The 20,074-nt window shown below is 61.3% G+C and carries 25 protein-coding genes; 21 read left to right on the plus strand and 4 right to left on the minus strand.

The features are described from left to right. Positions 1-159: 159 nt before the first annotated feature. The 7 genes from NKH60_RS32580 (at position 160) to NKH60_RS32610 (ending at position 3,979) form a co-directional block, all read left to right on the plus strand. On the plus strand, positions 160-1,461 hold the full coding sequence (locus tag NKH60_RS32580; protein ID WP_352835229.1) for a portal protein: 1,302 nt from the start codon (positions 160-162) through the stop codon (positions 1,459-1,461). A 75-nt stretch (positions 1,462-1,536) separates the two neighbouring features. Then, on the plus strand, positions 1,537-1,902 hold the full coding sequence (locus NKH60_RS32585; RefSeq protein WP_352835225.1) for a hypothetical protein: 366 nt from the start codon (positions 1,537-1,539) through the stop codon (positions 1,900-1,902). Next, positions 1,899-2,219: a Bbp19 family protein gene (locus NKH60_RS32590; protein WP_352816921.1), complete on the plus strand. Its 321-nt coding sequence runs from the start codon at positions 1,899-1,901 to the stop codon at positions 2,217-2,219. The genes NKH60_RS32585 and NKH60_RS32590 overlap by 4 nt, the downstream gene beginning before the upstream one ends. Before the next feature lie 37 nt (positions 2,220-2,256). Beyond that, positions 2,257-2,538: a hypothetical protein gene (locus NKH60_RS32595; protein WP_352501182.1), complete on the plus strand. Its 282-nt coding sequence runs from the start codon at positions 2,257-2,259 to the stop codon at positions 2,536-2,538. 3 nt (positions 2,539-2,541) lie between these two features. Beyond that, the gene (locus tag NKH60_RS32600) at positions 2,542-2,979 is read left to right on the plus strand and encodes a hypothetical protein (RefSeq protein ID WP_352835221.1); all 438 of its coding nucleotides are present in this window, start codon (positions 2,542-2,544) and stop codon (positions 2,977-2,979) included. Between the two features lie 202 nt (positions 2,980-3,181). Continuing rightward, positions 3,182-3,499 (plus strand): SMI1/KNR4 family protein, encoded by a 318-nt coding sequence (locus NKH60_RS32605; protein ID WP_352816918.1) that lies wholly within the window; start codon positions 3,182-3,184, stop codon positions 3,497-3,499. A 165-nt stretch (positions 3,500-3,664) separates the two neighbouring features. Beyond that, entirely contained in the window at positions 3,665-3,979 is a 315-nt protein-coding gene (locus tag NKH60_RS32610) for a hypothetical protein (RefSeq protein ID WP_352816916.1), read from the plus strand. Positions 3,980-4,007: 28 nt separating this feature from the next. On the opposite strand, the gene NKH60_RS32615 is transcribed toward NKH60_RS32610, so the two are convergent. From NKH60_RS32615 to NKH60_RS32630, 4 genes are all read right to left on the minus strand, one after another. Continuing rightward, entirely contained in the window at positions 4,008-4,310 is a 303-nt protein-coding gene (locus NKH60_RS32615; RefSeq protein ID WP_352835218.1) for a hypothetical protein, read from the minus strand. A 244-nt stretch (positions 4,311-4,554) separates the two neighbouring features. Beyond that, positions 4,555-4,875 carry a YMGG-like glycine zipper-containing protein gene (locus tag NKH60_RS32620; RefSeq protein ID WP_352458164.1) on the minus strand — a complete coding sequence of 107 codons (321 nt, stop codon included), beginning with the start codon at positions 4,873-4,875 and terminating at the stop codon, positions 4,555-4,557. 195 nt (positions 4,876-5,070) lie between these two features. Further along, positions 5,071-5,472, minus strand: coding sequence for a type II toxin-antitoxin system HicB family antitoxin (locus tag NKH60_RS32625; RefSeq protein WP_352541138.1), 402 nt, complete (start codon positions 5,470-5,472; stop codon positions 5,071-5,073). Between the two features lie 4 nt (positions 5,473-5,476). Beyond that, positions 5,477-5,665, minus strand: coding sequence for a type II toxin-antitoxin system HicA family toxin (locus tag NKH60_RS32630; protein WP_352874766.1), 189 nt, complete (start codon positions 5,663-5,665; stop codon positions 5,477-5,479). 110 nt (positions 5,666-5,775) lie between these two features. Here NKH60_RS32630 and NKH60_RS32635 point away from each other — a divergent pair, with 110 nt between their 5' ends. The 14 genes from NKH60_RS32635 to NKH60_RS32700 all read left to right on the plus strand — a co-directional run bounded on the left by NKH60_RS32635 (position 5,776) and on the right by NKH60_RS32700 (position 20,029). Further along, entirely contained in the window at positions 5,776-6,348 is a 573-nt protein-coding gene (locus NKH60_RS32635) for a hypothetical protein (RefSeq protein WP_352835213.1), read from the plus strand. A 208-nt stretch (positions 6,349-6,556) separates the two neighbouring features. After that, on the plus strand, positions 6,557-7,465 hold the full coding sequence (locus NKH60_RS32640; protein WP_352835211.1) for a hypothetical protein: 909 nt from the start codon (positions 6,557-6,559) through the stop codon (positions 7,463-7,465). Between the two features lie 23 nt (positions 7,466-7,488). Beyond that, positions 7,489-8,478 carry a Coat protein gene (locus NKH60_RS32645; RefSeq protein WP_352458159.1) on the plus strand — a complete coding sequence of 330 codons (990 nt, stop codon included), beginning with the start codon at positions 7,489-7,491 and terminating at the stop codon, positions 8,476-8,478. 201 nt (positions 8,479-8,679) lie between these two features. Next, positions 8,680-8,925: a hypothetical protein gene (locus NKH60_RS32650; RefSeq protein ID WP_031211513.1), complete on the plus strand. Its 246-nt coding sequence runs from the start codon at positions 8,680-8,682 to the stop codon at positions 8,923-8,925. Between the two features lie 290 nt (positions 8,926-9,215). After that, positions 9,216-9,818, plus strand: a complete 603-nt coding sequence (locus tag NKH60_RS32655) for a phage connector family protein (RefSeq protein ID WP_352835208.1) — start codon at positions 9,216-9,218, stop codon at positions 9,816-9,818. After that, positions 9,815-10,309, plus strand: a complete 495-nt coding sequence (locus NKH60_RS32660) for a hypothetical protein (protein WP_352874768.1) — start codon at positions 9,815-9,817, stop codon at positions 10,307-10,309. Before NKH60_RS32655 ends, NKH60_RS32660 begins: the two co-directional genes overlap by 4 nt. A 32-nt stretch (positions 10,310-10,341) precedes the next feature. After that, on the plus strand, positions 10,342-12,267 hold the full coding sequence (locus tag NKH60_RS32665) for a phage tail protein (RefSeq protein ID WP_352874770.1): 1,926 nt from the start codon (positions 10,342-10,344) through the stop codon (positions 12,265-12,267). Between the two features lie 206 nt (positions 12,268-12,473). Beyond that, on the plus strand, positions 12,474-13,142 hold the full coding sequence (locus NKH60_RS32670; RefSeq protein WP_352874772.1) for a hypothetical protein: 669 nt from the start codon (positions 12,474-12,476) through the stop codon (positions 13,140-13,142). Positions 13,143-13,144: 2 nt separating this feature from the next. Further along, a complete protein-coding gene (locus tag NKH60_RS32675; protein WP_352501172.1) occupies positions 13,145-13,636 on the plus strand; it encodes a hypothetical protein in 492 nt (163 codons plus the stop codon). Then, positions 13,636-16,257 (plus strand): hypothetical protein, encoded by a 2,622-nt coding sequence (locus tag NKH60_RS32680; RefSeq protein WP_352835199.1) that lies wholly within the window; start codon positions 13,636-13,638, stop codon positions 16,255-16,257. Before NKH60_RS32675 ends, NKH60_RS32680 begins: the two co-directional genes overlap by 1 nt. 7 nt (positions 16,258-16,264) lie before the next feature. After that, positions 16,265-16,561, plus strand: a complete 297-nt coding sequence (locus NKH60_RS32685) for a hypothetical protein (protein WP_352472061.1) — start codon at positions 16,265-16,267, stop codon at positions 16,559-16,561. Between the two features lie 165 nt (positions 16,562-16,726). Then, positions 16,727-17,089 carry a hypothetical protein gene (locus NKH60_RS32690; RefSeq protein WP_352874774.1) on the plus strand — a complete coding sequence of 121 codons (363 nt, stop codon included), beginning with the start codon at positions 16,727-16,729 and terminating at the stop codon, positions 17,087-17,089. 1,089 nt (positions 17,090-18,178) lie between these two features. Then, positions 18,179-18,553, plus strand: coding sequence for a hypothetical protein (locus NKH60_RS32695; protein ID WP_352835193.1), 375 nt, complete (start codon positions 18,179-18,181; stop codon positions 18,551-18,553). A 156-nt stretch (positions 18,554-18,709) separates the two neighbouring features. After that, on the plus strand, positions 18,710-20,029 hold the full coding sequence (locus NKH60_RS32700; RefSeq protein ID WP_352874776.1) for a hypothetical protein: 1,320 nt from the start codon (positions 18,710-18,712) through the stop codon (positions 20,027-20,029). Positions 20,030-20,074: the final 45 nt, after the last annotated feature.

Below are 20,074 nucleotides of genomic sequence, written 5' to 3' on the forward strand. Positions count from 1 at the left end.
TCGCTCCTTCGCTCAACTGCCTCTCCAAAGAATCCTTTCTCAGCCCAAACTCAACCCCAAAATCGCCATATGCGATTCCCCTGCCCTCAAGTGGGAGATTGGTAGTTTCGACGTCCCGCCATCTTTCTTTTCCCATTCACCCATCAAGCGAGGCTGACCATGAGCGATTCCCGTGCTCGCGATATCCTGTCGCGACAGGCTGAACTGGAGAGCGAGCGCAGCCAGTACGAGCATGTCTGGGAGGCGGTGTCCGAATTCTGCGATCCCGACGCGCCCGACATGTGGAGTGGCCGCCGTCAGGCCGGCGTCGATTCGCAGGCCGAGCGGCAGGAGCGGCGCGGTGCGCGTGTCTACGCCAATACCATCAACTCGGCCGCCAACCGGCTGGCCGCCGGGCTGGAAAGCCTGATCATCCCGCAGTCGGAGAAATGGCATGGGCTGTCGACCGCGGCCATCAACGACCAAGAAACCGACGAGGAGAAGGAATGGGCGGAAGCGCTGCGCGACTTCCTGTTCTCGCTGCGCTACTCCGCCAATTCCAATTTCGTGCCGGCAACGCAGGCCTGCCTGCGCAATGTCGTGCGCTATGGCCCGGCCTATCTCTATGCCGAGGAAGGTTTTGGCGGCACGCTGATCCGCTATGCCTCAATCCCTGTGGTCGAAGGCTATCTCTCGCGCAACCGCTGGGGCCAGGTCGATATTTTCCACCGCCGATACGAGCGCACGGCAAGACAGGCGGCGCAACTGCTCGGCTATGACAGACTGCCGGCGCGGATCAAAATCCTGGTCGACGACCCCGCCAAATGCGAGACGAAAATCTCGCTGATCCAGTGCATCCAGCCGCGCGACGAGCGCAAGATGTACAGTCTGAGCGGCTCCTACCAGTATCTCGATACCGCGTTCGCTTCCTATCACGTGATCGAGGACGAGGAGGCGATCGTCAGGGAAAGCGGTTTTCGCTCGTTCCCGGTGTCGTGCTTCAACTGGCGCCGCTACGAGGGCGATCCGTACGGCATCTCGCCGACCATCGAGGCGCTGACGACGGTGCGCGAGGAGAACGCCGTGCGGCGCTCCGGCCTGCGCGCGCTGCAGCAGATCACCGATCCGGCGACCGCCTCCAAGGCAAGGCTCGACTATGTGCCGGTGCTCAATCCCGGCGAGAACTATCCCGGCCTCATCGACGATGCCGGCCGGCCGCTGATCGCGCCGATCGCCACCGGCCAGAACCCGACCTATGCCTTCAATTATGCCGACAGCCGGGCCGAGGAGATCCGCGACATGATGTTCGTCAATCTGTTCCAGACGCTGGTACAGAACCCGCAGATGACGGCGACCGAAGCCTTGATCCGGCAGGAGGAGAAGGGCGCGCTGCTCGGGCCGTCCGGCTCGATCATCCAGGCCGGCTTTGCCTCTAATCTCGACCGCGAGCTGGGCATTCTCGAGGACAAGGGACTTTACTAGGAAGACAGCCGCTTCCTGCCGCCGGCGAGCCTTGCCGGCAAGGCGCTGCGGCCGACCTTCACCGGCCCGCTCGACGTGCTGCGCCGTTCGGCCGAGGCGCGCGACACCATCCAGGTTGTCACCACGGCCATGCAGATGGCGCAGTTCGATCCCGGCGTGATGGACAATATCGACGGCGACGCGGCGCTGAAGATCGTGCAGGGCGCCGGCCGCAGTCCGCAGCGCATTTTTCGCCGCCAGGACGAGGTGGCGGGAATACGCGATGCCCGCGCCAAGGCTCAAGCTGAACAGGCCGGCATGGCGGCGATGGCTGCCGCGGGCAAGGTCGCCAGGGATGCCGTGCCGGCGGCAGTGCAGGCGCGCGACAGCGGCCTGCTCGATGGGCTCGGCGGGCTGATGCCGCAGGCTGTGCAAGATGCTTCGGGCGGGCAGGGCGCATGAGCCAAAAACGCTTCGCCCATTCCAGCCAGGCCGGCGGCCCGGCCAAGGCGCGGGATGCCCTGGCCAAGGCCTATCTCAGGGTGTTCTCGGGCCAGGACGGCGAAATGGTGCTGGCCGACCTGGCGGCCGCAACCGGCTATTACCGCCGCCCGTCCTATGGCGAGTGGCTGGCCAAGACCAAGACGCCGAACGGCTTCGAGCTGCACAGCGCGCTGAGCAACGCGCGGGCCGAAGTGGTGCAGCATATTATGGGGTTTTTGACGCTGGACGAGGCGCAACTGGCGGCACTGGAGAAGGCGGCGAGGGCGGAGGCGTAGGGGCTTTAGGAAAGCGTATGCTCAGGCGAACCCCGACGTGAACATCGAGGATGTAGTAATTCATCATCCGGCTGAGCAGCAATTACTTAAGAGGCTTCTAAATTTCCTATCGAAGAAAAAGATCAATTCGATAGAAAATCTACGCGGGATCCCTAAGGATTTAAATGATATTCTGCATCTTGTTATCATTAGGGGCGAAAATGACAAATTCTATGAAAAGTACCCGTATCCAACGGAGCAGCAGATTCTGGATCATTCTACAATGATGGATAAGAAATATGGCCATCATTTCGTGCCGCCTGTCGGAAAATATAGGTGAAAAATGGATTATTATTATGTAGAGCCATTTGTTGCTGGTGATTTTGGCAAAAATACGGTTCTCGATAACCGCGTTCACCCGCCGATTGTGCACAAACTTCACTACGAGATTGACGTTTGGATAGGTGATGTCCTGATAAGGAGTTTTCCCTGTTATCTTGTCACCAAAGAAGCCGAGCTGGAGCTGCTGAAGATGCGAGTTTCAGGGGCGACGTTTGCCGACGTCGAGGTTACTGCTTCGGAGTTGTTTCATCGGCTGCAGCCAGAAACAGAACTTCCAACCTTCGTCTGGATGAAGATCCATGGGCAGCCAGGACATGATGACTTCGGCATGGCTTCGAACCACACGCTTGTTGTTTCAGAGCGGGCGCTAGACGTGTTTGAGCGCCTCGGCAATGAGTCGGCCGGGATTCATTCATTCGACGGGCCGGAAAAGGATTGAATGATCCTAGTGACTTCGCAAGTCAGAGATTTAGCTGATGGACTGCAAAACCCGACCTAGGCACGTCATGCGCTTGCCCCTGCCGAAATCAGCACCGGAGACGGCGAGCTCGATTCTGCCCGGCTCGCACTGCCTCGCGATGTTCATCGACAACAGGGTACGCCGTGGTGGAATCAGTTGCTGAACACCTGGGAGGATAGCAGTGGGATATAGTTTAACCGAGGAACAGTTCGACGCACCGGCTGAGTCCGCAGTCGTCGATGGACTGGCCGCACGCTTGGGAGTTGCGCTTCCCAAGGATTACACCGACTTCCTCAAAGAGCATAATGGAGGCGAAGGTTTCATCCGCGATAACTGTGTTATTTTTTTAAAGCCGAAGAATTGGCTGACTTCAATCGAGAGTATGAGGTTGAAAAATATGCGCCAGGCATCCTCTTGTTCGCATCGGACGGAGGAGGTGAAGGCTATGGCTTCGACACTGAAGATACGGCCATGCCAATCGTGTGCATCCCATTCATAGGTATGGATCGGCAATCCGCTGAGACGATAGCGCGTGACCTCGCCGACCTATTTGCTCGGTTGGCGGACTGAAAATGAGCGCCAAAAATAGGTATTTGCGGCCCAGCCTTTCCGCGATCTGTGAAAGACTCATTTATTACGCCACCTATGATGCATGAGAGGTAATATGTCGACTGACCCACGTTATGGTGGACAGCCGCTGCTTAGGCTACTGGAGCTTTATGTGCTCTGGGCCATCGGAGAACTTTCTCAGGAGTCGGAGGATGGCTTGAAAAAGATGGGCCCCAAACTGCAATCTATCTATGGCGGCGATGGACAATGGCATGACGCAATAGCCCAGTCTGTGCACATGCCTGAGGGAATGCCGGCAGCAATCCGGGATATGTGGGCAAGGAACCTCAAAATCGCCCGCGACAATGATGTAACTCTCACACCGCAGAAATTTGCGGAGATGTTCGTGGACGAAAATTTCGTGGGTTGAACGGGTCTTCTCTGAGATTGCGCAGTAGCTAAGTTTCGCTCAAATCCACTGTGATCCGCATTGGACTCGTTTTGACGCCTGCCGGCCAACACCGCTGGACCGATTTCGAAAGCTGCCGGGCCGCCTCCGCTGCCGCTTCCGAATGTGGCTCATAGGATGCAACGGCGACCGATAAGACCTTGCCGGCCTTGTCCAGTGTCACCTCGAAAGTGGCTTTGACGTGATTGTCGACCGCCGTTACCGGCAAGATCAGACAATCGCCGATCCGCTCGACGCTGACAGCCTGTCTGGCGTGTGCGGAAACCGAACAAACAACCAGCAGTGAGGTCATCAAAAATCGCATCGTCGCCCCCTTTGGATAGCCGACGATAGCGCTGACCGCTAATCAGCGGAAGGACCAAATCATCGGGGGAAACGGATGCGCGAGGTTGACGCTGCGCCCCTCTCCCCGTTCTACGGGGAGAGCGATGCCGGCAGGCAGGTGAGGGGCGGTGCCGGCATTTCAGAAGTTTGCGCTGCCCCTCATCCCCCTACCGGGACCTCCTCCCCGTAAAACGGGGAGAAGGGGCTAACGATCAATAATCGCCGTTGTAGTAGCGGTCGTCGCAGGGGGCGGTGTAGATGCGGCCGCTGGTGCGGTCCTGATAGCGGCAAAGCTGTTCGCCGGGCGGCGGCTGCGGCGTGGTGGCATTGCCGACAACGGCGCCCAGCAGGGCGCCGGCTCCGGCACCGATGACCGTGCTCTTGGTGTTGCCGCCGATCGCCTGGCCGGCAAGCGCGCCGGCGCCGGCGCCGAGCAGCGCACCGGTGCTGGTTCTCTGCTGTGCTTCGGTCTGCGCGCAGCCTGCCAGCGCGGCGGTTACGAACATGGCGGCAATGGCTCTGGACATGGTCATCGTCTGATACTCCCTTGAAGTCTATGAACTAATTCGCAGGCTGATTTTGCCAAGTACGGTCGCATTTGCGGCGGAACATAGGCACCGTGCCTCACGAAATAAGACATGGTTGTTTTTGTCTGACGGCCTGATCCGCAAAGAAAGTAACCGAACAAGACCCAAAGAGCTTCATCTCCAGTCGCGCCTTCCAGGGCGCTACGCCGCCTCGATCTGCATTACCTTTTTCGCCGCAGCGGCCAGAAATCCGGATCGGCTGTAGCCGTGGCGCTCCGCATATCGGTCAATCTGATCGAGGACATCTTCCGGAATGGTGACGTTGACACGCACGACCTTCGCAGCTTCAGCTTTCAAGGGAACCAGGATGGCGACACCGCTCAGATTGTCCTTGTCCGACATCACTTCCTCCAGGGATGACGGCTCGGGAATGGCCTCGCCATCCTCGACCAGCCCCTCGACATGAAAGGCCAGTGCTTCCCCGGCCATGGCACGGGCATCATCCAGGTTGACGCCGGCTGTCACCAGGCCCGGAAAATCGGGAAAGGAGACGCCGAAGTCGCTGTCCGCCTGCTTGTGGATCAATCCGATATAGTTCCGCATTTCTCTACCTCAGCTTCACGCCGGATTGTTCTTCAATACTCTTGAGAGTGCCGATCGGGATGTTGCGCTTGGGATGCGGAACTGTCACCCGGCCCGGCTTGGATTCGTGCTTGGACTGGGCGTGACTTCCTTTTCGAGCCACTTCGTACCAGCCATCCGCCAACAGCCTGTGAATGACATCGGCGCTCTTCATGTTGTGTATAGATACACATAACTGATCCAAATGTCCATGAGCTTTTGCCGCTGTTGCGTGCGGCGGCCCAGCCGACCCCGTTTTCAATCCCGCAAGAATGGAGAAATCAAATGACCCGAGGTCTTGCCCGGACGCTTTCGCGTGCCGCCGCCAGAGAAGCCGGCCTTGCCCCGCCCAGGGCGGGGCTTACCGCCAGGACGACGGGGCAGGGCGGCGCCTACCGCACCGTCTTCTCCTTTAATGCCATGCCGGTGCCGGTCACCGATGCACTGGCCTATGCCAGCCAGAAGCTGTTCGATTTCATCGACGGCAAGATCCGCATCAGGGGCGGCACGGCAAGACTGCAGTTCGCCGTGCTGACTACCCGCGCGTCGACCATCAACGACAATGCCGCGCTGACCTGGTCGCTCGGCTCGACGGCAGCGTCGACCCCAGCGCTCGCCTTGACGATGATCAATGTGCTGGCGGCGACCGGCCGCACGCTGGATGGCGCCGGTGCCGCCCTGTCGAGCGCGTCGGTTGCCGATGTCGCCGCCGCGCAGACGCTCGACGGCACCGTGACGCCGGTCGACCTCTATCTCAACCTGGCGTTTGCCATCGGCACCGACATCGATGCCGACGGCACGATTGCCGTTACGGGCACGATCACGCTGCTCTGGGAGAACTGGGGCGACAATGCCTGAGGCGCTAATCTCCCCCCTTGAGGGGGAGATGTCGCCGAAGGCGACAGAGGGGGTCGGTTCGACCGGGCGCGACGCCCGGCGACAGATGAGGTCGGCGCTCCACGCGCGGCTACCCCCTCTGGCCTGCCGGCCATCTCCCCCTCGAGGGGGGAGATACCAAGCGTCGCCATCGGCTCTCCTCTGAAACGTCAACAAAAGGAATCTTCTCATGACAGATCTGGCAGACGCCGGGTCCGTGGTGGCGGCGCCACCGGCGGGCAACCTTGCACGGCCACCGGCCAACGGGGACAACGGGTCCGCCCCGCCTGCGGCCAAAAGCTGGTTTGACGGTCTTTCCGAAGGCAACCGCAAGCTTGCTGAAACCAGGGGCTGGACCAAGCCTGAAAGCCTCGATCGGGTCTTCGCCTCCTATGCGGAGCTGGAGCGGCAGCAGGGCGAGAGCCTGCGCGTTCCGGCAGCCGATGCAGCCGCGGAAGACTGGGACAGGTTCCATGCCCGGCTGCCCGAGGCGATGCGTCCGCTGACCTCGCCCGACAAGGTCGAGTACCGGCGCCCCGACGGGCTCCCCGAAAACTTCGCCTATTCGGACGAGCTCGCCAACGCGTCCAAGGCCTGGGCGGTCGAGGCAGGTGCTACCCCGAAGGTCGCACAGGCCTATCACGACCGCTTCGTCGGCTACATGGCCGAGCAGGCCAAGGCACAGCAGATCGCCCTTGCCCGCTCGGTCGAGACGACGCATGACGACCTCGTCAGGGATTGGGGACCGACCGGCAGCGATGGCTTTCGCCAGAAGCTCGAGGTCGCCAACCGGGCGATGAAAAAGCTCGGACTGGTCAATGCCTACAAGGCGAAGGGTATCCTTCTGCCGGACGGCGCCTTGACCGACCCGCAGATCGCCAAGGCGTTCCACGCCATCGGCGAGGCGATGTTCCGCGAAGACACGATCGACGGCAATGCTGCCTTGAGCGGAGGCAATCCCTTCAAGCGCAATGCCGCCGGCGAGCGCAACCTGACTGGCATCTCAGCCCTGGTCAAAAGCGACCCCGCCCGCGCCCGGCGGCTGGCACGCGAGGCCGGCGAAAATCCTGACCTGTGGATGCCCAACAATCCTCTTTAACCCAAACCTGAAGGAAGACAAAAATGGCAGACGCCTATACCCGTATCGCGGACGCGATCGTTCCGTCCGTCTATGCGCAATACTCGTTCGAGGAGCACGTCCAGTCGCTGGAGATTTACCAGGCCGGGATCCTGTTTTCCGACCCGTCGATCGCCTCGAAGCTCAGCCTGGGCGGACGTTCCGTCGACATGCCCGGCTGGAAGGACCTCGGCAACGATCCGTCCGAGCCGGTCAATGACGACCCGGCCGACTCGATCGAGATGAAGAAGATCGGCGCGCGCCGCGAAGTCGCGGCCCGCAATGTGCGTGCGCAGGCCTGGGGCATCCCGGATCTGACCTCGATCCTTGCCGGCGACGATCCGCAGAAGCTTATCGTGCGCCGCCAGACCGACTACTGGCAGCGCGCCAACAAGCTTACGCTGCTGGGCATACTGAAAGGCGTGCTGGCCGACAACATTGCCAATGACGCCGGCGACCTGGTGCGCATCACCGGCGCCTCCATCGTCGACACCGACATCATCGAGGCCGCCTATCTGATGGGCGACCGCGCCGACAAGTTCAAGACGATCTGGATGCATTCCAAACAGATGAAGGCACTGAAACTCGCCGACCTCATCGACTATGTGCCGTCGTCCGAGCAGGGCGGGCCGCTGATCCCCTATTACATGGGGCTCAGGGCTGTCGTCGACGACGACATTCCGGTTGCCGGCGGCGTCTACACGGCGTTCATGTTCAAGGACAAGGCAATCCTGTGGAACGAGCTGCCAGTCAATACCGAAGGCGGCCCGCTCGAGTTCGACCGCAAGCCGCGGCAGGGCCATGGCGGCGGCGTCACCGAAATGGTCGGCCGCCGGCATTTCGTGCCGCATGTGCCGGGCACCCGCTTCCTCGATGCGTCCTCGGCCGGCGAATTCGCCACCGATGCCGAGCTGGCACTGGCGGCAAACTGGGACCGCACGGCGTCGAGCGTCAAGCACATGACGTTCATCGCGCTGAAGACGACCGAGGCCTGATCGGGCGAAGGGGCGGGCGTCAGACGTCCCGCCCCTTCGGGACACCAGGTCGGCGAATCCCAAGTTCACCCGCTGCGCTGCGTCGGAGTGATGTGAATTTTGGCGTTCGCTACAACATTCATGTTGCCCTTTGGCCAATCGACGGCACCAAACAGTTACAAGAAGGGGCGATGCTGCCTTGTCTTGGTAAGGGAGGTCACCATGAACATGAAGTACAAAACAGTTCAGGAAGTGCTCCGAAAAGCGGGCATTGTCATGAGCAAGAAAGGGGAAGTTCATCGCATAAACTTCTTCAGCGGCCTGGAAGACACCGCCTACTACACGCCAAGTCTTCAGGACGCCCTGGACAGGGGCTTGGCTTTGGCGGGAGGTGCCGGAAGGGTGAAAGCAAGCGTCTTTGCCAAGTCAGCTGAAACAGGGATCTCGACCGGCGCACACGTCGGCTGACACAATTCAGGCAAGACATCGCCGCGTTGCGCGGCGGTGTCGTGAAACTGCAATAGCCGAAGCATTGCCGTCTTCCTTGCTCGAATGGGAAAAAGACGGCTGACGAAGCGTCTGCCACGCCGTTTCATGACGGGCGGGTGGCGTCGTGACGGCCCCCGTGCACGAGACGTGCAACGTTCTGCCCAAGCCACAAATCACAAAAAATCCCCAGCCGCTTCGAAGCGGCTTTTTGCCGTGGAGGCACCATGCCCCGTTTTCTCCGACCAACCATACAGACAGAGGCCTGAGCCATGGCCATCACCCCGCTCGACATCGCCAACATGGCGCTCGCCGTGCTCGACGAGGCGCCGATCGAAAGCCTCGACCAGGACGCCAAGGCGGCGCGCCTGCTCAATCTGCATTTCGACCTGACCCGCGAGGCCGAATTGACCAAGCATGCCTTTGTCTTCGCCATCCTGGCGGCCTCGGTCGCCGGCTTCGACACCGGCAGCGGCGCTGGCACGCTGAACTTCGCCTATGAGCTTCCCGCCGATTGCCTGCGGCCCTTGCCGCTCACAGGGAATGGCGAGCCGGATGGCGTGCCGCTCTCATGGCGGCAGGAGGCCGGGCTGATCTATTCGGATCAGGCCGGGCCGCGCATCATCCGCTATGTCGCCAACCTGACAGACCCCAACGACTGGGACGCGCTGTTCAGCGAAGTGCTGGTGGCGGCGCTCGCCATCAAGATCGCCCATCCCTTGACCCACAAGGCCAGCATGATCGACGTCGCCCGTAGCGCCTATGACAGGGCGCTGGATGCAGCCTACTCGGCCAATGCGATCCAGCGCGGCGGCAGATTTTCGACGACGTCCTGGGCTTTCCAGCGCGGCGACAGCCGGGGCGTCGGCCGATGACCACGCTCTATCCGGTCCAAGATGCTTTCATCCGCGGCGAGATTTCTCCCCGCTTGCATGCTCGCGCCTCGCTCGAGCTTTACCGGGCGGCGCTGTCGAAATGCACGAACTTCGTCACGCTGCCGCATGGCGGCATCAGGAAACGCGGCGGCACGTATTTTTGCGCGCAGGTGAAGGCTCCGTCAAAGGCGACACGGCTGATCCCGTTCATCTTCTCGGCCGATCAGGCCTATGCGCTCGAATTCGGCGATCTCTACATCCGCGTCTATGCCTATGGCGCGCGTGTCGGCACGGTCGAAGTCGTTTCGCCTTATCCCGAGGCCGATCTGTTCGACCTGCAATTCGTCCAGTCGGCAGACCAGATGTGGATCACCCACAAGGATCATCCGGTCAAAGTGCTGACGCGCACTGCGCACACGACCTGGACGCTCGCCGATTTCGTCTTCTCGACGGCCCATACGACAAGATCAACACCACGGCCACGACGCTAACGCCGGCCGCAACCGGCAACGCCATGCCGGTCATGGCCTCGAATAGGCTGCCAAGCGGCACGGTCAGCAACAGCAACGGCTCATCCGACGTGTGGCAGGTGTTCGATGGCGACAAGCAGAAGGGGGAGAACATAGCGGGCTTTCCGAGCGGGTATCTGCGCTACCAGTTCGGCGGCGGGGCCAAGACGGTCGACGCCTACTGGATTACCGCCACGAATGATCACTCAGACACTGCATCGCCGACCCAGTGGCAATTCCAGGCCTCGCACAACGGCACCGACTGGACGACGCTCGACAGCCGGGACGGAGAGACCGGCTGGTCCAAGTCGGAAACCCGTTTCTTCGACGGCTTCAACAACACGGTTGCCTACGAATATTATCAGCTACTGTTTTCAGGTGGCGGCAGCGACGGAACCGCTATCGCCGAACTGGCCCTGCACGAATACGCGCCGTCGCAAACGCCGTTCGATCTCTCGGCCTCCTCGATCGTCGGCATCAACGACGGCATCGGCTTCCAGACCAGCGATATCGGCCGCGCCATTCGTCTGCTTGGCGCGGATGGCTTCTGGCGCTGGGCCAAGGTCGTTGCCCGGACCAGCACGACGGTGGTCACGGTCCAGTTGTACGGGCATGCTCTGCCCGATCTCAGCCCGATCATTCGCTGGCGTCTCGGCACGTTCGTGCCCGGCAAGTATGTCCAGAGCGGTTCGCTTTACGAGGAGCGTCTGGCGTTCAGCCGAAAATTCTCGGTCTATGCCTCGCAAACCGGCGATTTCGACAACTTCGCCACCGGTGAGAAAGACACCGACGCGCTGGAATTCGTGCAGGCAGGTGGCGGCCAGGCCAATGACATTACGTGGGTGGCGGAATCGGACGGTGCGCTGATCATCGGAACGCTTGGCGGGGTGAGGGCGCTGTCGGGTTCCGGCATCGACGAGGCGCTGACGCCGTCCTCGTTCAAGAACCGCCGGTCCCGGACTTTCGGTTGTGCCCCGCTGCGTCCCGTCGATGCGGGGCAGTCGTTCCTCTATGTCACCCGCTCCCGCAAATCGATCGCCGAGCTGACGCAAAACGCCACCGGCCGCTTCACCTCCGACGATGTCGGTCAGATATCGGAGCACATTCCCAAGAAAGGCGTCGTCGAACTCGCCTTCCAGACCGACCCCGATCCGCTGCTCTGGTTCCCGCTCGGGGATGGCGAACTCGGCGGCTACACGCACCAGCCGTCGCAGGACGTTCGCGGCATGCACATCCACCAGATCGCCGGAAGCTTCGCAGGATCGAACTGGGCCGTTGTCGAAAGCGCCGTGGTGACGCCCGGCCAGGACGGCAACGACGATCTCTGGCTGATCGTCAAGCGCACGATCGGCGGCGTGACCAGGCGCTATATCGAAATCAAGACCGCGCCGTTTGAGTATGGCGGGATCGGCGATGCATTCGAAGTCGACTGCGGCCTGACCTATGATGGCGTCGCCGTGGGCACGGTCTCAGGGCTTGATCATCTCAACGGCGAAACACTCGACGTCCTGGCCGATGGCAAGGTCTACAAGGGCCTTGCTGTGGCTGCTGGCGCGGTTTCGCTGCCCGGTGGGGCTACGGCAGCCAAATGGCAGGTCGGGCTCGGCTACCAGTCCGAAGCCAACACGCTGGAGCTCGACGTCGGCGGTCGCGACGGATCGATCGTCGGGCGGCGCAAGAAGGTGGCCAAGCTCATTCTTTCGCTGCTGGAAACCGACACAACCGGGCTTCAGGTCCAGTCGTTCATCCGCGGCCGCTGGGAGCAGGTTCGCATTCCGTCTGTGGTTGCACCCGACGGCATGGCGAAATTGTTCACCGGCAATGTCGAGGTGCCGATCGACGATAGCTGGGAAGGGCAGGGGCGGGTGAAGATCCGCCACGTCAATCCAACGCCCTGCACGATCAGGGCGATGACACCGGTGTTCGACGCCGAGCCTTAGAAACTGCTGATCTCCCCCCTCGAGGGGGAGATGTCGCCGAAGGCGACAGAGGGGGTCGGCACGTCCTGACGCGGCCTCCCATCGCAAACTGAGGGGGTTGGAGCTCCACGCGAGACGACCCCCTCTGGCCTACCGGCCATCTCCCCCTCGAGGGGGGAGATGGCCGGCTCCGTCTTCCATCGCTTCCCCAACCAAGGAACCCACCCGTGACCCCAACCCATGCCGAGCAACTCGGCAAGGCGCGGACGGCTGCCGATTTTGTAGCCGTCATCGCCTTGCTCGACACCGACCTCAACGATGCGATCGCCCGCAAGGGCGAGCTGGAAACGGAAAAGTTTGACGCGATCTTCGGCGCCGGAAATTTGACGGCGGCGCGTGCCGCATTGGACGACTGCAACGCTGAAATCGCACTGATCGAGAAAACCATCGAGGACGCGGACGAGCGCCGCGTTGGCGCCCCCCTGGACGAACCCCCCGCCGAAGCTGCCGTCGCCACGCCTGCGCCCGGCGACGAGGTCAGGACAAAGGCCGAGGCGCTCGGCGAGCGCTGGCGCACGGTCCACTGGCTGATCGAGCAGCTGCGCCAGGAGCTGTTCGCGGCCGATGCCTTGAGCCGCGCCATCATCGCCGCCAACGGCCTTTTCGATGCCGACGGCGCCGTCGACCTGAAGATCAACCTGACCACCATCCGGCGCACCGCCATGGCCGGCCCGCGGGCCGCCGCGCCATCGCGTCTCAGCCGCCCGGCAATCCAGGCCGACCGGCTGCTTTTGTCCTTCCTCAGCCCCGGCGGTGTGCTCGACCGGCGCCCTTCGATCGGTGCGCCGGTCGACGGCATCAAAAGCAAATTCATTCCCGCCGGCGAACGAGGCTGACCATGTGCACACTAGCTCTTATCGGCACGGCGCTTTCGGTCGGCGGCGCGCTGGCGGAAGGCCAACAGTCGAAGCAAATGGCCGAGTACCAGGCCAAGGCCTATGAACAGCAGGCGCGGGCCGACGCCCAAAGCTCGGCCTTCGAGCAGGGCCAGGAGCGCCATAAGCAGGATCTGCTGCAGGCGCAGGCGCGTGCCCAGGCCGGCGCTTCGGGCGTCGCTATTTCTGGTTCGCCGACCGAGGTGATGGCGGCCAATGCAAGGCAGGGCCAGCTCGACCTCAAGGCGATCCAGTACGGCTCGCAGCTGCGCCAGAACGGTCTCGCCACGCAGGCGGCGATCGCGCGCTTTTCCGGCAGGCAGGCGGTGGGCGCCTCGATTTTCAAGGCCGGCAGCAATCTCGTGTCCGGCATCTCCGGCATCTACGACCCGGCCAAGGCGGTGACGTTCGGCGGAAGCGCCTTCCCGCCGGCGCCGGGTGGAGGCCTCTACTGATGGCCACCATCCCGCTCCAGCTTGCCCAGCGCCGCCTCGATACCGGCACTGTGGCCTCCTATCCCGACGGCTCGCCGGTGGGCGCCGCCATGCAAGGCTTTGGCGACGAGCTCTCGGCGATTGCCGAGCGCTTCAAGCAACAGAAGCAGCAGCAGGACGCGTTCGACGCCGACATTATCGGCCGCGAGCTGAACGCACGCATCGCCCACGCCGAGGCCGTGGCGGTGCAGACCGCGCCGGCCGACGGCGGCGGCCTGCACGACTTCATGTATGGCCAGCTCGATCCGCGCAGCGACGGCGTCGTCAGGCCCGGCCTGTTCGACCAGATCTTCGACGACACCGTAGCGAAAGTGCCGGAGGGCGAACGCGCCAATTTTCTCGCCCAAAAGCAGGCATTGCGGCTGGCCGGCTCGGCGCGCATGGCCGCGCAGCAGCACGCGCGGCGCCAGAACTATGAGCAGGCCGAGTGGAGCAAGGTCGAGGACGGCTATACCAGCGCCATCGCGCAAAGCGACCCGGACGACACAGAAACATTCGATGCCATCAGGCAGAGCGGGCTCGAGCTGATCGGCAAGATGGGCAACCCGGTGGCCCGCCAGGCCGCCGAGGCTGCCTGGCGCAGCAACACGGCAAAGGCGCTCGCCGACGCGATGATCGCCAAGGACCCGAAGCGTGCTGCGGAGGTGCTGGGGACTGGGCCGGTCTCAACGGACGGCAGGACTAAGGACGATACCATCGAAGCTGTGGGCGGACCTCGGGCGAGTGGGTCCAGCGTGCTGGCGACGCGCGAAGCGCCCGTAGGTGGCCTTCCGTCCGACGAAACACCTATCCGCACGGGTTCCGTGGGGCCCGTCGGAAATACGGCTTGGGCTGCCGCAGGACCCTGGATTGCCGACTTGTCGCCGGACACGGTTCAGGATCTCGGCCAGAAGGCGCAGGTAGCGACTGTGGCAAGCCTGGTCGATGCGCGCACGAACATCGACATCGCCTTGCAGAACGCGCCGGCTGCCATTGCCAATACCGGCAGCTATTCTGGCAAGACACCGGGTGCCGAAGACTTCACTGCCGTGTACGGCGCCGAAGATGGCGGCAAGCGTCTCCAAGCCTTCGACATAACGGCTGATATCGGCCGCGCGGTTTTCGACATGCGACCCGTCCCGAACCAGGCGATACACGCCCAGATTCGGGATTTTGAACCCGGCCCCTACGGCTCGCCGGAAGAGCGGGAGCAATATGAGATAAGGGCCGGCGCCGCGCAATTGGTGCTGGGTGCCAGGCGCGCCGATCCCGCCGGTTACGTCGGCCAACTGTTCCCGAACCATGCTCCGGACTGGGATAAGATCACAGCTCCTGAGGATTATAAGGCTGCCGTCACCTGGGCCGTCGCTGCTCAGCAGGAGTTGGGCTTCGACCGAATACTGCCAATGCCCTGGGCTGTAGCTGGCCAGCAGGCGGCGAAATACATCGACCAAGGCGTGCCGTTCGAAAAGCGCCTTGCCAAGTTGAGTTCGATCGTCCTGGCGGTTCGCGATCCTGATGCCCGCAAGGCGACAACCCAACAGATTTCTGTGGCGGCGGAAGCCCAGTGGCGAGCCAAGGCCGCCCAAGATCCGAACGTCGCGCCAGAGTCGTTGGAAGCCCAGGTTGCAGTGCTCAAGAACAGGCTGGCGTGGATCGGGGAACATCCGGCCCAAGCCCAGTACAGCACCATGCCGTGGCTACAGCAATTCGGCTTGGCGTTCTCGGATGTCGGCCGCCTCACGGCTAAGGGCGCGGCCGCCGGCGGTGCGGATGCGATCTCCGCCGGGCTGGACTCCGCTTGGTCCGGAGGAAACTACCAGAACCTCCTCGAAGATGAACAGGCCAAGACCGAGGACGCCGAGGACCGGGCCGGTTCGGCCGGTTGGGCGGCGGAAGCCCTCGGCACCGGCTTAAGCGGATATGGCCTGGCGGAGAGTTTGTTCGGTTTGCTGGGCCGGGCAAGCGTTGGCGCGGCGGCAGAGAACGGCTTGATCGGTCTTGCTGCCCGAACTGGCGTCGGGGGTGTGGCGGGTGACACTTATGGCGGGGCATACGCCTTCAACACAGGACAGAGCGTCCCCTGGGGAATTGCCAACGGCGCGCTTTGGGGGGCGGGCGGCAATGTCCTTGCCGAAGGGCTCAGTGCAGTTGGCAGCCAGGTGTTGGCAAGGCTTGCCGGGCGTTCTGCGAATGCTAAACCTGATATCGTACTGGATAGTGGGGCTCCCCCGGTTTCTGTCAATGCAGAAGAGATTCCGATCTCGACCGGCAAGGCCCGAGAAATAAGGAGGCCCTATACGCATTTGGAAGATCCTCCCAACGTTGCGTCCGGCAAGGATCCAACAAAGAAGCAGAGGATAGCTATTTTCGAGGAAAATAAAAGGGTGAATGATGGAATTTTGAGATCGGATGAGAGTGGTATAGAAATAATTCCAGCAAAGAAAAGCAAAAGAGGCGTAACTCCTCCAAAAAATGAAGCTCATATCGATCACATAGATCCGGTTAATCCCGCTGACAAGACAAAATCGTCAGGATCAAATAGCCATAAAAATCTTCGTCTTACGGCTGGGTTTGAGAATATAGAAAAATCGAATAAATAGGTGACATATGACCGAATGGAAGTTCGAAAACCCAAAAAACACAGCCGTTATTTCGACTCGGAAGATATTTAGGGGGGGCGGCTGGATTGCGTATGTGTCACATGATGATGACGGCGATGATAATGAGTCGTGGCAATTCTACGGAAATGAAGCTGAAGTTGATCAAGATGACCTAATTTTAGTGGCCTTGGTCGAGGTGGTCGAGCTTGATGGAACTGTTGCACAGTTGGCGGATTTGCCGTTAGGCTGGCGTGCGTGGCGCGATACAAAGTCTTCGCCATGGAAGCGCGACAAAATCACCTAAACACATTCTGAATGGTAGCGGAGTTTACTCTGCTTTGACCCGGTGAAAGTAAAAAAAGGCGTTACTCCTCCGCCAACGAATCACAGTTTGATCACATCGATCCGCTTATTCCAGTTGATCCGACAAAGACTCCCGGATCGAATAGTTACACCAATGCAAGGATGGTTGCAAGAATTCGAAACAGAGAAAGTGGAACAAATAGGCGCTGTGATGACTAAATGGAAGTTTGAAGACCCCCAGAACGTAGCTGTTTTTGTAAACAGGAAAGCTATACGCAATGGTAGGTGGGTTGCTCGCGTCGTGCATGATGATGATGACGGATCATGGCAGTTTCACGCGGATGAATCCGAAGATTTCGATGAAAGCGATATTATGATCATAAGCCTGAAAAATATGGTTGAAAAAGACAAGACTATTATGCAGTTGGCTGATTTACCTTACGGCTGGTATGCTTGGCGCGAGACAAAAACCTCGCCATGGAGGCGAGGCAAAACCCTCGACGAACACCCAGAATCGGAGCGGAGTTAGTTTCGACTTCCAATTGTAACGGTTGACATGGGTGATTGCGACGCTGAGCGGCGGAGCCGACAGCGGTGCAAGAAACCGGGGCGTCACTTCGCACGGAGCGTTCTGGCAAGGACCAATCAGCCCACGGGCCGGAATATGGATGTGTCTCACGAGAAAGCGCTGGCCGACGGGGGGCAGATCACCTCTCAAACATCACGCATCGTGCGAGAGCAGATCATATTAAACACCATGGCGATGCAGGAGACTATGCTCGCTGGGCAAGAAGAAGATGGCTCAAGCAAGAAATGAAAGGGAACACAAGTGGTCGAGAGAAATTATAGCGACGTCAAACCCGACTTGACCAGCGTCACCCGCTTGCCGTCGACTGACAAAAGCACAGGCGATGAAGAGCTTGATGCTGCACGTCTGGAAGCCCTGAAAATATCTTGATTTCTATGATTGGGTTTCAGACATCAAGGGGGAATACCTTGGATACGGGGCCGACGGCATAACCTATATTTTTCTCTTCGAGATTGTTCCGGGCAGGCCGGAAGTTGACCCATGGATATGGGTAATCGTCGGCGATGTGCCCCCGACATATCTGCCGGCGGTAGACGCCAAGACTCCATACGAGGCGCTGGATGGATATATCGGCGCCATGGAAGAGTGGGTCGAAGCTGCGCGACGGGGGACTCGGTGGCAGATCTAATCCCGCTCAACGTGCCGCCTAGCCCAGCCAACGCCGAAATGTTGGATAGCCGTCTCAAATTTCTCGACGAAAGGGTGTTGCCGGAACTTCGAGAGTGATCGGCTGCCGCTTGTCGGCAAGCGCCGTCAGTTCCTTGACGAGAACGTGCTTTCGTTGCTCCCGAAGTGATGTACTGGCGTGCTCCGTGGCTCGTCGCGGATGCAAGCCCGGCACTCGGTTCGACCGGATCAGCACTGGCGCAATCACTGGTGAGTGCGCACGCCGGAAATGGCGACCAGGCACGCAACGTGCCGTCGGTCTGATTGTGGTCACGATCCTGGCTTATGGCCTGCTAACCGCCGAGCGGTCAGGTTGGCGGTGCCTCCTGGATCGCCTCCTGTTTAAGATGAAGGATTGACCTGTTGCGCACAGACACTTTTCCGACCATGGCAAGGATCGCTTTTCTGCTTACCTTGGCCGGTGTTCTCCTGCTCGCGCTTTCGCCGGTGCGCTTCCTGCAGGAGTTGGACATGGGCTTCACCTTCCAGCACGACAAGCTCAATCACGCCGCGGCGTTCGCTGTGCTGGCGGCTCTCGGAAGCCTCGGCTGGCCGGAACACAAGACGAGGCTGGTCGTGCTCCTTGCCATTACCGGCGCGGCGATCGAGCTGCTTCAGGGCGTGCAGCTGATCGCGCGCGATATGGATATCCTCGACTGGATCGCCGACTGCGCCGGCATGGCCTGCGGGCTGGCGGCCATGGGCGGCACAAGAAGGCTGATTGGCGGGCTGCTGTAGTCTCGACCGCGTTGCCGCTCTCCGTCCGGAAAATGTAAATCGCCGGCTGCGCCGGATAGCGCGGTGTCCGGCCGCGTAGCTTAAGTCTCCCACCGACAGCACCGAACCCCCTTCCAGCCTCGCTTATGCGGGGCTTTTTTTATGGAGCAAGCCCTCATGTCCCGACCTGCAACTGCCGCCGTTCGTCTCCTGACCGGTGAACGCGAACCCGTGCGCCTCGCAACCACGGCCGACATCCTCCTGCACGGCCTGCAGGCCATCGACGGCGTGCCGACCGAAATCGGCGACCGCGTGCTGGTCAAGGACCAGGCCGACCCGACGCAGAACGGCATCTACACGGCGAGCGAAGGCGACTGGTTCCGCGCCGCCGACGCCCGTTCTACGCGCACCCTGCAGAAGGGCACGACCGTTCACACCCAGGTCGGGTCGGTCAACGCCGACCGCGTGTTCGAGTTCACGGCCGACGAGCCGGCCATCGGCGCCGATGCCATCACCATCGCCGCATCCGTTCCGCCCGACATCGCCGATGTGGTCGAAGAGGTCGAAGCGCTGCGCGATGAAACCCAGGCGCTGAAGGATGCTGCCGCTGCCAGCGCCGGCCAGGCAACCGCCAGTGCTGCCGCTTCCGCCGCGAATGCCGGACAAACCACAGCCGACCGGGCTGCCACCAATTCCGATGCCGTCGCGGCCGCGGCCGCCGTCATCAGCGCTCAGGCTGCACGCGACGCTTCGCTCTACGGCAAGGGCATTTTCCCGACGACTGCGGCGGCAATCGGCTTCGGCGTCGCCGGCAACGGTGCGATCACGCCAGGCTCCGGCGGCGCCAACGGCACGTTCGACCTGGCGTTTACCGGCGGGACCGGTTCGGGCGCTGCCGGCCGCTTCGTCGTGGCGGGCGGCGCGCTGACGCAGATACTGATCACGGCGCCGGGCTCCTACACAGTGGCGCCGACGTTGAGCTTTGCGGCGTCGGCAGGGCTGGCCGGCGCCGCCGCCGCGGCGGTGCTGGGCAGGAATGTCGATGTCGGCGAGTATTTCTGGACGGAAGTTTCGACTGGTGTGCTTGGGCTGTACAATGTCACGGCCGGGCCTGTGGCGGCCGATACGGGCGTTCGCGCGGCAACGGCTGCTCTCCTTTCGAGCGTCGATAGCCTTGCAATGATCGAAGGCCTTAGCGTTCCGACCGCCAGGCTAACTGAGGCGGCCGGATCAGTCAGCCCATCTGTATATCGATCCTACTCTTTTGTGTCGGGCGACACGATCGAGCACATTGCCATTGCCAAAGCTGGAGAGCGAAGCATTCTGCAGCTTATTCACGCGGGGGCTGGTGCGGCCTATACAGCCAACTTCAATCTTGAGGAGGGTATCGTCTCAAGCAGTTCTGGCGCGAACCTCGTCAGCGCTGCCATCACGGATATTGGCTCCGGCTGGTACGAGTGGATAGTGTTGAAAAAGTCCGGGTTGCAGCAGTCCTGAAGCACTGATTCAATCTTCGTCGTAAGAGGAGATTGAGTCGATGAT

This window comes from Mesorhizobium sp. M1006 (assembly GCF_040318825.1).
GTDB lineage: Bacteria > Pseudomonadota > Alphaproteobacteria > Rhizobiales > Rhizobiaceae > Mesorhizobium.

Excerpts from the sequence above, each read along its gene's own strand:
- NKH60_RS32580 (WP_352835229.1), top strand. The coding sequence starts at position 160 with ATGAGCGATTCCCGTGCTCGCGATATCCTGTCGCGACAGGCTGAACTG.
- NKH60_RS32590 (WP_352816921.1), top strand. The coding sequence starts at position 1,899 with ATGAGCCAAAAACGCTTCGCCCATTCCAGCCAGGCCGGCGGCCCGGCC.
- NKH60_RS32600 (WP_352835221.1), top strand. The coding sequence starts at position 2,542 with ATGGATTATTATTATGTAGAGCCATTTGTTGCTGGTGATTTTGGCAAA.
- NKH60_RS32610 (WP_352816916.1), top strand. The coding sequence starts at position 3,665 with ATGTCGACTGACCCACGTTATGGTGGACAGCCGCTGCTTAGGCTACTG.
- NKH60_RS32615 (WP_352835218.1), bottom strand. The coding sequence starts at position 4,310 with ATGACCTCACTGCTGGTTGTTTGTTCGGTTTCCGCACACGCCAGACAG.
- NKH60_RS32620 (WP_352458164.1), bottom strand. The coding sequence starts at position 4,875 with ATGACCATGTCCAGAGCCATTGCCGCCATGTTCGTAACCGCCGCGCTG.
- NKH60_RS32625 (WP_352541138.1), bottom strand. The coding sequence starts at position 5,472 with ATGCGGAACTATATCGGATTGATCCACAAGCAGGCGGACAGCGACTTC.
- NKH60_RS32630 (WP_352874766.1), bottom strand. The coding sequence starts at position 5,665 with ATGAAGAGCGCCGATGTCATTCACAGGCTGTTGGCGGATGGCTGGTAC.
- NKH60_RS32635 (WP_352835213.1), top strand. The coding sequence starts at position 5,776 with ATGACCCGAGGTCTTGCCCGGACGCTTTCGCGTGCCGCCGCCAGAGAA.
- NKH60_RS32640 (WP_352835211.1), top strand. The coding sequence starts at position 6,557 with ATGACAGATCTGGCAGACGCCGGGTCCGTGGTGGCGGCGCCACCGGCG.
- NKH60_RS32645 (WP_352458159.1), top strand. The coding sequence starts at position 7,489 with ATGGCAGACGCCTATACCCGTATCGCGGACGCGATCGTTCCGTCCGTC.
- NKH60_RS32650 (WP_031211513.1), top strand. The coding sequence starts at position 8,680 with ATGAACATGAAGTACAAAACAGTTCAGGAAGTGCTCCGAAAAGCGGGC.
- NKH60_RS32655 (WP_352835208.1), top strand. The coding sequence starts at position 9,216 with ATGGCCATCACCCCGCTCGACATCGCCAACATGGCGCTCGCCGTGCTC.
- NKH60_RS32660 (WP_352874768.1), top strand. The coding sequence starts at position 9,815 with ATGACCACGCTCTATCCGGTCCAAGATGCTTTCATCCGCGGCGAGATT.
- NKH60_RS32665 (WP_352874770.1), top strand. The coding sequence starts at position 10,342 with ATGGCCTCGAATAGGCTGCCAAGCGGCACGGTCAGCAACAGCAACGGC.
- NKH60_RS32675 (WP_352501172.1), top strand. The coding sequence starts at position 13,145 with ATGTGCACACTAGCTCTTATCGGCACGGCGCTTTCGGTCGGCGGCGCG.
- NKH60_RS32680 (WP_352835199.1), top strand. The coding sequence starts at position 13,636 with ATGGCCACCATCCCGCTCCAGCTTGCCCAGCGCCGCCTCGATACCGGC.
- NKH60_RS32685 (WP_352472061.1), top strand. The coding sequence starts at position 16,265 with ATGACCGAATGGAAGTTCGAAAACCCAAAAAACACAGCCGTTATTTCG.
- NKH60_RS32700 (WP_352874776.1), top strand. The coding sequence starts at position 18,710 with ATGTCCCGACCTGCAACTGCCGCCGTTCGTCTCCTGACCGGTGAACGC.